Below are 15,084 nucleotides of genomic sequence, written 5' to 3' on the forward strand. Positions count from 1 at the left end.
TCATTTATATTCTCCTTAAAAGTCTATTCGTCCAAATCAAAAGTAACATTGATATCGCCGGTATTTTTAAAAACTTCAACACCCGAATCAATCCGCCCGATTTTTTGCATACCAAAACGCTCGCTATTTTACGTAATAGAAACGCCATGTTTTGTCCTAAGTTTTTCATGTTGGCTATGCCTTCCTCATCCTGCCGAACATCGCCCGGATTTGTACCGTAGGCCATGTTCCAGTAAGTGGAACCGACCGCAAGAGAGTTAGTTTTCCGTATTATCAACCTTGTAGCCGCCGCCAAGCGCTTTATACAGCTCTACTTGAGCGGCGATGTTTTCGGATTCCGCGCCGTTTAGGTTGAGCTGCGCGGTAAGCAGATCGGTTTCCGCGTCGATCACGGCTATATAGTCGCTGTAGCCCGCTTCGTATTGCTCTTTGGTAAGTTTCAGCGCTTGGCGCAGATATGACGCCTGCTCCTTGAGTTGCGTAAGGCGGGCGGCGGCTTGCTCCCTGCGGCTTAGCGCGTCTTTTACCTCGCTGAAGGCGGTTGCCACGCTCTTTTGGTACTGCGCGATCGCGATCTCTTTCGCCGCGCGCGCCGAATCGACCTGCGCGCCAATGCGCCCGAACGAGAAAATCGGCAGATTGATCCCGATCCCAGCTCTCGCGCTTTGCGACTCGCTATCAAACAGATCGCCAAGCTCGGCGCTCCCAAATCCAGCCGTCCCCGTGAGCGAAATGGAGGGCAGATATTGCGCTCTAGCCGATCCGATCGAGTAGTTAGCCGCCTTTAACTCCTCTTCGGCGGCTTGAATGTCCGGACGGCGCAAGATCAGATCGCTAGGCAGATTGGCGCTTGGAAGCGCGCTGGAGGGAAATCTGCCATTAAGCTTGGCTTTTTCCTCAAAAATCGCCTTAGGCGTTCGCCCAAGCAAAATAGCAAAAGCGTTCTGCGCCGCCTCTTTTTGGCGCTTAATATCGATTAGCTGCGCTCTCGTGCCGTTTAGATTCGCCGCTACCTGACTTAGGATCAGCTCGGTTAGCGCTCCCGCTTTGGCTTGCGATTTTCTAAGCGCGTAGGCTCGCTCTTTGCCCTGCAACATCTCCTCTATATCGCGCTCGTTGTAGGTCAGCGCGAGCAGAGCGTAATAACTCTCAATCGCGCCGCTGATCAGCGAAAGCCTGATCGACTCCTGCGTGGCTTGCATAGCCAGCAGTTGCGAGAGCGCCGATTTTTTGCTATCGCCAAGCCTAGACCACAGATCAACCTCGTAACTAAGCGTTCCGCTCAAAGCGAAGCTGTCGCTATCGATAAACTTGGAGCTGTCCGTCGGATCGCGCCTCCATGCGCGAGCGCCTTCGCCCGAAGCCGAGAAATTCGGATAGCGCTGCGCCTTCGCCAACCCCAGAGCGGCGCGCGCGCGCGCCACGTTGCCCGCCGCGATCGCCAGATCGTAGTTGCGTTCTAAAGCCTCTTTTACGATCTCGTTGAGACTAGGATCGTTAAAACCCTCCCACCACGAATTGCCGATTTGCACGGCGTCGCTCGCGTTTGCGGGCAGTTCGTTTTTCGGCGCGACATAATTGGGCGCCAGCGAGCAACCGCAGAGAAAGAAAACGGTCGTCAATAATATAGAGAGGTTACGCATTGGCGCCCTTTTTGAACAATTTCGCAAAAAAGTCTCCTATCTTGCCCATATGGACATAAAACAACGGGATGTAAAAGACCGCGATAAAGGTCGCGGCGAGCATACCGCCGATCACGCCCGTGCCGATCGAGTGGCGAGAGGCTTCGCCCGCGCCGGAGCTAATAGCGAGCGGCAACACGCCCAGCATAAACGCGAGCGAGGTCATAATGATCGGGCGAAATCGCAGTTTCGCCGCCTCGATCGCCGCCTCGACGTGTCCGTAACCTTCCTCGCGCTTGTTCATCGCAAACTCGATAATAAGAATGGCGTTTTTCGCCGCAAGGGCGATCAGCACCACAAGCCCTATCTGAAAATAGATGTCGTTGTTAAGCCCTCTAAGCGCCACGGCGCAAATCGCGCCGAATACGGCAAACGGCACCGCCGCGACGACGGCAAGCGGCATTAGCCAGCGCTCGTATAGCCCCGCTAGGATTAAAAACACCAGTATTACGCCAAATACGAAGGCTTGGATGCCCGTGCCGCTCATCGCTTTTTCCTGATAAGAGCTACCAGACCACGCGAGCGTGTAACCTTCGGGCAATATCTTGGCGGCTATCTCCTCGATCGCCTCGATCGCCGCGCCGCTGCTGATCCCCGCTTTTGGCTCGCCCGTGATCTGCGCGCTATTGAACAGGTTGAAGCGTTGCACGACGTCCGGTCCCAACACGCGATTTACCGTTACTAGAGCGCTAAGCGGGATCATCTGACCCGTATTGGATCGCACAAACACGTCCTCGAGATTTTCGGGGCTTTTTCTGAAATCGCCCTGCGACTGCATCATTACGCGAAAGGCGCGGGCATACATATTGAAGTCGTTGACGTAATAGGCGCCAAACGTCGCCTGCATCGCGCCGAAGAGATCGCCTACCGATACCCCTAGCATTTTCGCCTTGTCGCGGTCAAGCTCGATCTGATATTGCGGCGTATCGACGTCGATTGTGCTTCGCACCTGCGTAAGCGACGGGTGTTGATTAGCCTCTCTGACAATCTCGTTTATATATTTCGCCAGATCGCGGACGCCGCCGCCCGTGCGATCTTGCACGTGCATCTCGAAGCCGCCGCCAATGCTTAGCCCCATAATAGGCGGCGGGTTTATAGCGAAGATCAGCGCGTTGGGATTGCGCATAAACTGCCCGATAAACTGCCCCGCCAACGCCTGCGAATGCTGTTCGGGTCTTGTGCGCTCCGACCAATCGATAAGGTTGATAAATCCAGCGCCCGCGCTAGGTTTAAGCGCGTTAGACATCATATCGATCCCGCTCATCAGCGTAGCGTATTGCACAAGAGGGTTTGCCGCCGCTATATCGGCGACTTCGTCCATCACCTCTTGCGTGCGCTCCAGCGACGAGGCGGGAGGCAGATTGGCGATCACCATCAAACCGCCTTTATCCTCCATTGGCACCAGCGCGCCCGGCACGCTGTCAAAGAGCCTGTAGGCGATATACATCAGCCCGATAAAGATCAGCACGAAAACCGCGCCGAAGCGCACCGTCTGACGAACCCCTTCGGAAAAATGCTGCGTAATCCACATAAACGCGCGGTTAAACAGACGAAGCGGCAGTATCGGCTCCGGATCGTGAGCGCGTAGCAGCACGCCGCACAGCGCGGGGGTAAGCGTCAGCGCCACGAAGCCGGAGATAATTACGCTAAGGACGATTGTCGTGGCAAACTGCTTATACATTTCGCCCGTGAAACCGCCCATCAGCGAGACGGGGATAAATACGGCGCACAACGTCAGCACGATCGCCACGATAGGACCCGTAACCTCGCTCATCGCTATGACCGTCGCCCGTTTGACGCTAAAATCGGGGTGCGTTCTAAGTATCCGCTCGACGTTCTCGATCACGATAATCGCGTCGTCCACCACGATCCCAATCGCCAACACCAGCGCGAAAAGCGTCAGCAGGTTGATCGAAAAACCTAGCGCGTAAAGTCCCGCGAACGCGCCGATGATCGACACCGGCACGGCGAGCATAGGTATAAGGGTGGCGCGCCAATTTTGTAAGAAAAAGTAGATGATTAGCATCACAAACAGAAGCGCCTCGACAATCGTTTTCATCACCTCGTTAATCGAAACGCGCACAAACTTTGTCGTGTCGTAAGGGATTACGTAACCGATCCCTTCGGGGAAGTTCTTGCTCAGGTTTTCCATAACGGCGGCTACCGCGTCGGCGGTCTCCAGCGCGTTCGCGCCCGATTGCAAAAAGATGCCGATCGGCACGGCGGGCTGCTTGTTTTGTCTGGCGTTGAAGCTGTAGTTTTGCGCGCCTAGCTCGATCGCGGCTACGTCCTTTAGCCGCAAAAAGGTTCCGTCCGCGTTGGCTTTTATAATGATATTGCCAAAACTTTCGGGGTCGGCGAGTCGCCCTTGCGAGACGATGGTGTAGGTGTACATCGCCGCGCCGTTTTCAAGCGGCGCCTGCCCAAATTGCCCCGGCGCGTATTGCGCGTTTTGCTCGCGGACGGCGTTTATCAGATCGGTGGGCGTAAGAGAGTATTTTGCCAAGAGATCGGGGCGCAGCCAGATTCGCATAGAGTAGTCTTTGCTGCCAAAAATCATCGCGTCGCCCACGCCTTTGATCCGTTTTAGATCGTCTAGCACGTTTAATAGCGCGTAGTTGCTGATATAGATGGCGTCGTAGCGATCCGGATCGCCGCGCATAGCGATAATCTCCAGCATAGTGTTGGTGCGTTTGCGCACCGTTACGCCCTGTTGCTGCACCTCTTGGGGCAGACGGGAGATCGCGCCTTGGACGCGGTTATATACGTTGATCGTCGCGTCGTCGGGATCGGTTCCCGTTTCAAAAAAGACGCTGATCATCACCTCGCCGCTCGCCGACGCGCTCGACTGCATATAGATCATATTCTCCACGCCGTTGATCGCCTGCTCGATAGGCGAGGCGACGGTGGCGGAAGCGGTCTCCGCCGACGCGCCCGGATAGCTAGTAAAGACCATAACCTGCGGCGGCACCACCTGCGGATACTCTTCGACAGGCAGGGATCGCATGGCGATCACGCCTCCAAGTACTATTATGATCGATATTACCGCCGCTAAAATCGGGCGATCGATAAAGATTTTCGAGAACATTTAGAGACCTTGCTCTGGCGTTTCGATTACGGGCGAGCCGGGGCGCAGTTTTTGCAGGTTGTTCAATATGATGCGATCGCCCTCTTTCAAGCCCGCGCTTATTATTAGGAAGCGATCGTTCTCGCCCTCTAGCGTTACGGCGCGCGTAACGGCTTTGCCGTTTTCGACCACATAAACGATCTTGCCTTCCGGCGTTTGCAACAACGCTTCCGAGGGAACGCGGAAGGCGTTCTTTCTGACGACGCCGCTTAACGCTACGCGCACAAACTGACCGGGCATAAGCTCTCCCTTGGGGTTTGGCATAACGGCGCGCGCTTTTACGCTTCCCGTATTCATATCGATCGACGCGTCGATAAAGTCGATTTTGCCCTCGTTTGGATACTCCTCGCCGCTTTCGCTCTTGACGAGAACCTTAACGCCTACGGGATTAGCCCAGCTGCCGTTTTCGATCGCGTATTGGGTTTTAAGTTTCTCTATGTTGGCAAAGGAAAACTCCGCGTGCAGAGGATCGGTCTTGGTGATCGTCGTTAATAGCGCGCCGGCGCTAATTAGGTTGCCCGCGTCATGTTCCGTCATGCCCGCAAAGCCGTCGATCGGCGCTTTTACGCGGGTATAGTCCAAATCCAGCGAGGCGTTTTTCAAAGCCGCCTCGGCGCTTTCGTAAGCCGCTAGAGTCGCGTCGCGATCCTTCTCGCTGATCGCGTTGCTAGAAAACAGCTGTCGCGCCCTGTTATACTCGCGGCTGGCTTGATTGAAGGCAGCCTGCGCCGCCGCTTTCGCCGCCTCATATTTGGCGGGATCGATGATAAACAAGAGCGCGTCTTTATCCACCCGCGCGCCCTCTTTATACTCGCGGCTAAGCAGAGCGCCGCCCACTTTGGCGCGCACCTCCACAAAACCCGAACTAACAAGTTTCGCGGGATACTCCAGCGCGATAGGCAGATCGCCGCCTTGCGCCGTAACGATTTTTACCGGTATGGGCGGCATTTGCGGCGCGCCGTCTTGCGCTTTGTCTTGCTTGCCTTCGCAACCTAGAAAAATTATACCGATCAGAACAATCAGCGCTTTTCTCATAATTGGTCCTTTTCTATTGTTTTCGACTCCCGATAATGTGTAACAATGGTTACACACTCAAAGCCGCTAATCCTACCCGATCTAAACTTAAACGAATTAGGCGTGAAAACCGTAAAGAAAAAAGCGCGTCGCCTCCGTAGCGAGCGCTTGCGTTTGCGACCTGTCCATAGTCTCCCACTCGCCCGTAACGATCGCGCGAATATGGCGCGATCCTTTTAGGCAGCCGACAAAGCGCATCGCCGCCACCAGCGGATCGCCCTCGCGGAGCAGCCCTTTTTCCTGTTGCTTTTGTATGTAGTCGGCGAGTATTTGCATATGCCCCTCGATCGCGGCTTTGGCTAACCTGCGCCCTAATTTCGCGTCGCCTTTGACTCCTTCGCTTATCAGCAAGCGGTGTATGCGCGCGGTTTTTTCGTTGAACATCAGTCCGAGAAGCTCCATCGCGAAAGCGTTTAAGCACTCCTCTAGCGGAGCGTCTTTGAAATGTTCGGCTACGCGCTCGAACTCCCGCGCAACACTTTGCATTTTATGCTCCAGCGCGGCGGCGAGCAACCCCTCTTTGCAACCAAACCACTTATAAACCGTGCTGAACGATCCGCCGCTTTTGCGGATAATTTCGCGCATGCCAACCTTGCTGAAGCCGCGATCCGCGAATTCGTCGAACGCCGCCTCCAAAAAGCGGTTGCGGTTGGGATATTGACGCTCCTCTTGACTCTCTTCCGCCCTACGCTCTTTTTTTAACTTTGAACGCAATAGTCTATCGATTATCATAGTTTTTAGTTCTCTTTGTAACTCGTAGATATTTTCTTGTAGTTTGCGAATCTTCCGAGCGCCGCATCCAAGAAGCGATCGCGCGGACGCCCCCCCCCCCCCCCGTTATAGGGCGCTCTTGTTAGTTGCGTTTGCTGTAGTTCAACTTTTGCCGTTTTCAAACCTTTCGCCATTTTTTCGCGGGCTCAACCCGTATCGGTCGCCTATAATACCTTAAATTCGCTATCGGCGGTTAAAAAATCGCTCTAAGGCGCGCGAACGCCGCTTTGGCGGCGCAAAAACGAAAACTCGCGCCGTTTGCCAAAACGAAAACAGACGCCTTTAACGCGACGAACGCTAATTTAGCGCGATTCGCGCTTGAAGCCATACCGTGCGACCGGGCTCGTTTATCCGTTTAGTTTGCTCGTAGCCCGCAACGTTCGATCCCGCTTTGCTGATAAACTCCGCGTAAGTTTTATCGAACAGGTTATCGACTCCCAGCGCGATCTCCGCCGTTTTGTTTAAGCGGTAGCCGACGTTAAGCGACGCTATACTGAACGACTTTGAGCTTCCTATATCCTGCCCTACGATATTGCCTTGTTTCTTGGCATATCGGGTTTGAGCGTCCGCGTAACGCCACGCCGCGCCCGCCGAAAAGGTCCCGTTGTCAAAATCTAGTCCAACGCGGCTTTCAAACGGCGGAATCTGCCCCAAAGGCTTATTGTCCGAATCGTTTTCGCCGCGCGTATAGGCGAGGCTCGTCGAAACCTTGAAGCTATCGCTTAAGCGGTAATCCAAGCCCGCTTCGCCGCCAAACGTCGTAGCGTCGATATTGCGCGCGATGCTTCTTGTGGCGGCGTCGATCAAAATATAGTCCGTAGCTTTGTTGTAAAACGTCGAAACAAAGGTTTGCAGCCGATCGGATTTGTAGGTAAAACCAATATCAAACTGATTGGTTTTTTCGGGATCTATCTCGTTAAAAGCGGCGTAATTCGAGGCGATCTTTTCGCTCTGCTTAATGACCTCCCAAAAATCGGGCGCCCTTTCGCTATGCCCAAACCCCGCGTAAGCCAAGCCGTTATCCAACACGCCAAACTCGTAGCGGATAAAGCCCGCAAATAGCGTTTCGTCTCGCTTTTTGCCCGCGGCGACGAGCGCGTTTTCTTTGCCCTCCGCTTCCCAAGCGTCGGCGCGCGCTCCGACAATCAGTTTATTCTCCGCGTCCGCTTGCCAAGCAAGCTCGCCGAATAGTCCGTAGTCTTTGAATAGGACGTTCTTGGCGAACTTATTTTTATCGTAAGGGTTCATAGCCGATCCCTGCGGAGCGCCGCTTCGACCTCTATGCAGATTGACCTCCATATCCGCGCCCGCTATCAGCGAAAGCGAGTCGGCGGGCAAAAAGGTAAGCTCCAGCCGTCCGCCTTCGGTTTTGCGATCGGGGTTGGAAACCATACCCATACCAGAGTTCGGACGCATACTGAAATTGTCCATAATATGATCGATGTAGTTATGGTAGGCTTGGGCTTTGATCTCGTATAGCGTTTTGCCTATTTCGGATTTATCGAATTTGATCGCGTAGTTTTCGCGATCGAACGCGCCTCCGTCCATGCCGCGATCGGCGTAAGCCGCGACCGCTTCGCTTCTTATGCCCGAAACCTCTAAGAGCGTATTTCTATCCGGCGTCCAGCCCAAAGCCGCGCTTACGCTTTCGCGCTCGTATTTTGAATGAACCTTTTCGCCGTCGCCGTCCTCGTAATCGCCCGATTTGGCGAAGCTATAAACGCTTTGGACGTATAAATCGGAATTGCCCGCTTTAATATCCGCGTATTGATCAAGGCGATCAAAACTTGCCGCCGTTAGCGCCAACGTAGCTTTCGCGCCCGCGCGCGCTCCAAACTCGTCGCGTTTTCGCTCGAACAACACCGAACCTGCCGAGGCGCCGGAGCCGTAGATAACGCTTTGCGGACCTTTTAGCAACGTTACTCGATCGTATGATTCGGGAAAAACGTAGGCGGTAGGCGGATCCATTCGCCCGCCGCAACCGCCAAGTATATGCGCGCCGTCAAGCAGTATATTTAAGCGGGACGCCGCCGCGCCGCGAAACATCGGATCGCCGTCCGTGCCGCCCTTGCGGGTTACGCTCACGCCGGGGATGTTTTTAAGAAAGCTCGCGCCGTCGTTTGCGGGCAGAGGCTGCTGCGGTTTTTTGGGATCTAGGCTAACCTCCAGCGCTTTGTTTGCCGTCGGCGCGGTAATAACGATCGGCTCGAACGATACGACCGAGGCGTTACGATCCGCGCCGTCGCCGATTGACTCGTTTTGATCGATATGCCCTTCATGATGCGCCTGCGCCGAAGAGGCAAAAAGCGCCGCCAACGCGACCGAGTAAGATATTTTTCGCGCAAAGATCGCGCTAAACGCGAATGTTGTCGAATGCATAACAACTCCTTTTTAAGTTTGAAAGGCGTTATCATATATAGTTGAACCTTAAATCTAAGAGTTAGGTTCAAGTTTTTTAGCGCTTATATCGGAGGAGACCGCGCGAATAGGCGTTTGAACGCGATACGCCAACGCTAAACAAGGCGGCGCTCGGCGATACGCGAAACGGGTTAAAGGCGGCTGGCGCGTAATCCGTTTACGCTCGTCTATGCCGATTCGGATTAGCCGTTACCGACTTTTTAAACGGCGGCGCTAAACTACGCCGATGAAAACAATTGAAATCATCGACGCCTTCGGCTTCTTTTTTCGCAGTTATCACGCTTTGCCCAAGCTAACAAGCTCCGGCGGCTTTCCGACGGGATTATTAACGGGTTTCGCCAACTTTATCGCTCGCCTATCAAAGGGCGGCGGCGATTATATTGTTTTTGCGTCCGAAAGTCCCGAAAAGACCTTTCGGCGCGAGATATTCGAGGGTTACAAAGCCAATCGCAAACCGCTGGAAGAGGATCTGGCGCGCCAGATTCCGATCGCGCTAGAGTGGATCGAAAAATCGGGCTTCGCGCTCGCGCGCAAAAGCGGCTTTGAAGCCGACGACGTTATCGCCTCGATCGCTACGCGGGCAAAAAACGACGGATTATTCGCGCGCGTAATTAGCGGCGATAAAGATATGTATCAACTGATCGACGACGGGCGAATCGCGGTTTTTGATCCGATCAAGCAAAGAGAGATAGACGGCGCGTTTTGCGTGGAAAAGTTCGGCGTGGAACCAAAGGATTTTATCGAGTTTCAAGCGATTCTAGGCGACTCCGCCGACAACGTGCCGGGCGTAAAAGGCATTGGTCAAAAGGGCGCGGCGAGACTGATCGTCGAATACAAAACGCTGGAGAACGTTTACGACAACATAGCGCGGATTACGCCCGAAAGAACGCGGCGACTGTTGATCGAGGGGAAAGAGGCGGCGTTTTTATCGCGCAAGCTGGTAACGCTGGATCTAAACGCCGTCGATCGGTTGAACTACGTCGATTTCGCGTTTCCGTCCGATCCTATCGCGCGAATCGCGGACGAGCTTATTAAATACGATATTAGATCGGCGTTAAAACGCGGCGAAGCGAGCCGTCCGATCGTAGCCGCGCCTCATAAAACTCGCCGCGAAAACGCCGCGAAAACGCTAACGAATCAGCCCTTTGAAAGCGTTCTGATCGCGGACGAAAAAACGCTGTTTGAAACGATCGACAGGGTTGCCGAAGGCGCGATCGTCGCCTTTGACACGGAAACCGACAGCCTCGATACGCGCGCGGCGCGATTGGCGGGCTTTAGCTTCGCTTGGCAAGAGGACAAAGGCTACTACGCCGCCGTCGGGCATCGCTATTTGGGCGCGCCGCCGCAAATATCGCTAGAAGCCGCGAAAGAGGCGATCAAAAGGCTGTTTGCCAAGGCTAAGATCATCGGGCAAAATCTTAAATTCGATCTGCATATCCTAAACCATACGCTAGGTCTTAGCGATCTGCCGTTTGAAAACGACACGCTTTTGATCGCGTGGCTGATCGATCCCGAAAAATCAATCGGACTTGACAAGTTGGCGCGGGAGTATCTAAACCATGAGACAATCAGCTTCAAAAGCGTTACGAAGGGCTTAAACGATTTTAGCGAGGTCGAGCTTGGCGCCGCTTGCCGTTACGCGAGCGAAGACGCGGTTATGACGTTAAGGCTCTATCCGATTTTGCTAAATCTGCTACGGACAAAAGACGAGGCGGCTCTGAAGATATTGCGCGAAATTGAACTGCCGTTTATGCGGGTTTTATTGGAGCTAGAGGATACGGGGCTGGAGATCGACGCGCCGTTTTTCGCCGCCTTGCAAACGAAAATGCAAGAGGAGATCGCCTATTTAACGGAGCGCATTTACGAGCTATCGGGCGAATATTTCAACATCAACTCCCCTCAACAGCTTGGCGTTATACTATTCGAGCGGCTAAAATTGCCTAGCGGCAAAAAGACGAGAACGGGCTACAGCACGGACGAATCTGTGCTGTCCGCTTTGGCGGCGGATTATCCGATCGCTGGCGAGATTTTGAGTTACCGCGAATTAACCAAGCTGCGATCAACCTATATCGAGCCGCTTTTGGCGATCGCCGCGCGCTCGAAGCGCGTTCATACGCACTTTTCGCAAATTGGCACGGCGACGGGCAGATTAAGCTCCAGCGAACCGAATCTGCAGAATATCCCGACGCGCACGGAAACGGGACGGCAGATACGGCGCGGTTTCGTAGCCAAAAAAGACTTTTTGCTACTTAGCGCCGATTACTCCCAGATTGAGTTGCGATTATTGGCGCATTTTAGCGGCGATCCGACGCTAATCGAAGCGTTCAAAAACCGCCGCGACATTCATTTGGAAACCGCCAAAGCGCTCTTTGGCGATCAGGCGCAAGCTATGCGGCACGTCGCCAAAAGCGTCAATTTCGGGCTGATCTACGGTATGGGGCGGCGCAAGCTCTCCGCCGACGTGGGCATTAGCGCCGAAGAGGCGAAAAGGGTGATCGACGACTACTTCGCAAAGTTTCCGACGATTAAATCGTATATCGATTCGATCAAGCGTAACGCGCATAAATACGGCTTTGTCTCCACGCTGTTCGGACGCAAGCGTTATTTTGATTTCGAGGGCGCGGGCGATCGGTTTGTCGCCGCGTTCGAGCGCGAAGCGGTCAATACGCTGTTTCAAGGAAGCGCGGCGGATCTGATCAAGCTCGCGATGCTAAATCTACGCCGCCTTTTTCGCGGCGACGATCGAATAAAAATGGCGTTGCAAATTCACGACGAGCTGCTCTTTGAAACGCGGGAGGATTTTGCGGACGAAGCGGCGAGAACTATCAAACTCGAAATGCAAAACGTTTACGCGCTAAACGTGCCGCTGGAGGTTTCGGTTTCGGCGGCGAAAAATTGGGCGGAGTTGAAATAATCGCCCAACGCCGCAGTCGTTGCCGTTTTTTTGCGCGCGTAAGGCGGGCGCTATCGAGCGCTTGTCAAACTTTATCTAACGGGAACTATGCCGCGCTATGCCTTCAAACGCCGATTTTGAAACTCCGCGCCCCCGTAAAGGCGCGAATAAAACGCGATGTAGCGGAAAATAAGAATAAAGCTATTCGCCGCGCCGATTTGTCGGCTTTTAAACCGCGTTTATCGCGCCCTTTGAGGGCGCGTTTCGTAATTCTGTCGATTGGTCGCGGCGCGAGCTTTTGCGCGATCGGTCAATATATACGGCGAGAGGTTCGCTTGCGTTAAAACGTTTTATGGCGCGGGTTATCGGCGCTTAAAGCCGTTTCTTGCTACATTGAGCAAATGGCGTTTTCGTAAACGCCGACTTCTCTAAAAGAGGAAAAATGCGGATTTTTTGGCTTGTTTTCGTAGCTCTAGCGCTTTGCGGGTGCGCCGCAAAATCGCCCAAATGGGAGGACCTCGGCGCGTGCTACGGTTACGGCTGCGAGCAATACGGACGCGCCAAAGCCATCGTGAGTTACGCGAGAGTTACCCGCTCGTCGGCGCAGGATTTGGAGCTGATATTGGACGACGGGCGGATATTTACCGTTTACGATTACGCGGCAAAACCGCGCTTTAAAATCGGGGATCGAGTGATTGTGGATTATCGTTTTCGCAACGCAAAAAAGATCGAGTTGATAGGCGACATATACGACGAGGGTTACTATTACGCCGATTGACGCGCGCAAAGCGATAGGGCGACGCCGCCTTAAATAAAAATTATGTAGCTTTTTAATGAAAAAACGCCGCAATTATTCGCAACTTTGCTATGCTTGCGCTCGCATTTTACCCTAACGTAAAGCCGACAAATGGTATCGCTTACTATCAAAGAATATCAACTGATCCCTTTTACCATCGAAGCTAAAGAGATTATGGAGCGCTATCTCTCCTTTGTTCAGACAGAGGCGAGCGACTATACTTTCGCCCAAAATTACGTATGGTTGAGCTACTCCAGCGGTTTTTACGCGATCGTGAAAGACGCGTTCTGTCTTTTTTTGCTAAGCGGCGAAGAGCTGACTATGCTTCTGCCTCCGCTTGGGAGTAAAGATCGCGTCAACGACGCGCTGATCGAGTGTTTCGCCATTATGAACGAGCATAACAGCTCGATCTACTATTCGCGCATAGATTACGTTTGCGAGTTCTTTTTGCAGGGTTTTGTCGATTATTTGGAAAAGGGCGCGGAGATTTTTGAAATTTTTGAAAATTTCCTCGTGGAAAAAAAATACGCCGATTATATCTATCTCGCAGACGATCTCATCGAGCTTAAAGGCAACGCGTTCCACGCTAAGCGCAACGAAATCAACAAGTTTCGCAAAACCTACCCGAACACGACGATCGAAATCCTAGAACCGCAAAAGCACGGCGAGGCGATCAACGAGCTTTTGAACCGCTGGATTGCCAACCGCATGCGATACCTGCCCAAAGATCAAACCGAACAGTTTTTAGACGGCATTAGCCACGAACGCTTTGCGATCAGGCGGATATTGAAACGCTATCGCGAGCTTTCGCTGATTGGAATCGTTTTGAAAATGGGCGAGGACACGGTTGGCTTCACCGTCGGGGAGAAGCTCGGCGAAACAAGCGCGAGCGTGCTGATTGAAAAAACCGATTTCGACGTGTTGGGCAGCGCGCAATACATTTTTCGCGAATTTTGCAAGATATTAAAAGCCGAATATAACTGTATCTATATCAACGTGGGCGACGATATGGGCTTTGAAAATCTGCGAAAAGTCAAACTTTCTTATCGCCCATATAAACTCGCGACAAAATACGCGATCTATCAAAAATAAATTGGTTGTCGCTGCGGCATATGCGTTTCTTTTGCCGCGCGAGATTTTATAGGACGCTTGCAAAACAATCCAATTTATAAAATATCGAGCGCGTAAATATGGCGGCGATATAGTTCCGTTTTTCGCGTTCCTAAAATATTAAAATCTAACCGTTTGCGGCGTTATTACAAATATAATTTAACGATAGTCGCATTAAAATCATTAAGATAAATCTAAAAATAATTTTTCAAAACGATCGCGTTTTTTCCAGTCTTTTCTAACCGCTTCCGAAAAACTAAAATCTTCATATTTTATAACGCCCATTTTTGGATTTGTTATATCCTCTTTAAACGCTTGGGCGTAGGAGCTTTGCGTTTCATGAACGATCACGCTGTTCACGTCGATATTTTTTTCGCCCTTTAGCGCGCGCCGCGCAAACCAAAATATAACTCTGGCAAACTGCTCCGCGCTTGGATTGACGGGCATAACGACCCATCGATCGCTATGCGCTTTCATAGCCTCGATATACGCGCTTTTATCTTTATTCCAAATCGCGACGCTATGATCGAAACTGTCTATAAACCAGCCGAACAACTCTTTAACTCTGGTAAAATCAAGCGCGATCTCGCCCGTTTTAAATCTGTCCGCCCAAAGCAACGTCTCAATTTTATAACTATGTCCATGAAGGCTTAGCGCGCACTTTTTACTAACCGATCCGCGGACGATATGCGCGTTTTCAAACGTAAACATTTTTCTTATAATCATCTACTTCCTTATTGCCGTTCGTTGCGCGTGCGTTATGGCTACGGCGATCGCGTCGGTTATATCGAGCGGTTTAATCTCGCGTTTTATGCCTAAAAGAACCTTAACCATATATGCCACCTGTTCTTTATTCGCCTTGCCTTTGCCCGTTACCGACTTTTTCACTTGCAGCGGGGTATATTCGTGAAAAACTCCAAAATCCTGAATTAGCTTTAGTAAAATCGCGCCGCGAAATTGGGCTAGTTTTAAAACTGTCTTTGGATTATAGGCAAAGAACACGTCCTCGACTGCCGCTTCGTCAATTCTGTAATTCTTAAAAATTACGTCTAATCCTTCTATAAGTTCTGGAAGTTGCGCCACAAGAGGGTTGGGAGCGATTTTAATAAAACCGGCTTCAATCAAACTCATCTTTTTCGATTCAACGTTCAAAAGCGAGTAACCGCACTTGACCGTCCCAGGATCGATGCCCAAGATCACCACTATTCTAAAA

At 52.3% G+C, this 15,084-nt stretch carries 11 protein-coding genes; 3 read left to right on the top strand and 8 right to left on the bottom strand.

All coding sequences use genetic code 11. The features are described 5' to 3' along the window. Positions 1-257: 257 nt before the first annotated feature. The 6 genes from LBF86_06725 to LBF86_06750 form a co-directional block, all read right to left on the bottom strand. Complete coding sequence (locus LBF86_06725) at positions 258-1,643, bottom strand: efflux transporter outer membrane subunit (GenBank protein MDR0665197.1); 1,386 nt, start codon at positions 1,641-1,643, stop codon at positions 258-260. Then, positions 1,636-4,770, bottom strand: a complete 3,135-nt coding sequence (locus LBF86_06730) for a multidrug efflux RND transporter permease subunit (protein ID MDR0665198.1) — start codon at positions 4,768-4,770, stop codon at positions 1,636-1,638. The genes LBF86_06725 and LBF86_06730 overlap by 8 nt, the downstream gene beginning before the upstream one ends. Continuing rightward, the gene (locus tag LBF86_06735) at positions 4,771-5,844 is read right to left on the bottom strand and encodes an efflux RND transporter periplasmic adaptor subunit (protein ID MDR0665199.1); all 1,074 of its coding nucleotides are present in this window, start codon (positions 5,842-5,844) and stop codon (positions 4,771-4,773) included. A 96-nt stretch (positions 5,845-5,940) separates the two neighbouring features. Further along, entirely contained in the window at positions 5,941-6,615 is a 675-nt protein-coding gene (locus LBF86_06740; protein MDR0665200.1) for a TetR/AcrR family transcriptional regulator, read from the bottom strand. Positions 6,616-6,620: 5 nt separating this feature from the next. Beyond that, positions 6,621-6,776, bottom strand: coding sequence for a hypothetical protein (locus tag LBF86_06745; protein ID MDR0665201.1), 156 nt, complete (start codon positions 6,774-6,776; stop codon positions 6,621-6,623). A gap of 175 nt (positions 6,777-6,951) precedes the next feature. Next, on the bottom strand, positions 6,952-9,033 hold the full coding sequence (locus LBF86_06750; protein ID MDR0665202.1) for a TonB-dependent copper receptor: 2,082 nt from the start codon (positions 9,031-9,033) through the stop codon (positions 6,952-6,954). Positions 9,034-9,298: 265 nt separating this feature from the next. Between LBF86_06750 and polA the strand changes: the two genes are divergently transcribed. From polA to LBF86_06765, 3 genes are all read left to right on the top strand, one after another. After that, on the top strand, positions 9,299-11,986 hold the full coding sequence (gene polA / locus LBF86_06755; GenBank protein ID MDR0665203.1) for a DNA polymerase I: 2,688 nt from the start codon (positions 9,299-9,301) through the stop codon (positions 11,984-11,986). A 421-nt stretch (positions 11,987-12,407) separates the two neighbouring features. Beyond that, positions 12,408-12,743 (top strand): hypothetical protein, encoded by a 336-nt coding sequence (locus tag LBF86_06760; GenBank protein ID MDR0665204.1) that lies wholly within the window; start codon positions 12,408-12,410, stop codon positions 12,741-12,743. A 129-nt stretch (positions 12,744-12,872) separates the two neighbouring features. Next, positions 12,873-13,853 (top strand): phosphatidylglycerol lysyltransferase domain-containing protein, encoded by a 981-nt coding sequence (locus tag LBF86_06765; protein MDR0665205.1) that lies wholly within the window; start codon positions 12,873-12,875, stop codon positions 13,851-13,853. Positions 13,854-14,054: 201 nt separating this feature from the next. Here LBF86_06765 and LBF86_06770 read toward each other — a convergent pair whose 3' ends face one another. Together LBF86_06770 and ruvC are read right to left on the bottom strand one after the other, a co-directional pair. Beyond that, positions 14,055-14,597, bottom strand: a complete 543-nt coding sequence (locus LBF86_06770) for a 6-carboxytetrahydropterin synthase (GenBank protein MDR0665206.1) — start codon at positions 14,595-14,597, stop codon at positions 14,055-14,057. Further along, on the bottom strand, positions 14,598-15,074 hold the full coding sequence (gene ruvC, locus LBF86_06775; protein MDR0665207.1) for a crossover junction endodeoxyribonuclease RuvC: 477 nt from the start codon (positions 15,072-15,074) through the stop codon (positions 14,598-14,600). Positions 15,075-15,084 lie beyond the last annotated feature (10 nt).

It is taken from the genome of Helicobacteraceae bacterium (genome assembly GCA_031258155.1).
In the GTDB taxonomy this organism is placed as follows: Bacteria; Campylobacterota; Campylobacteria; order Campylobacterales; family SZUA-545; genus JAIRNH01.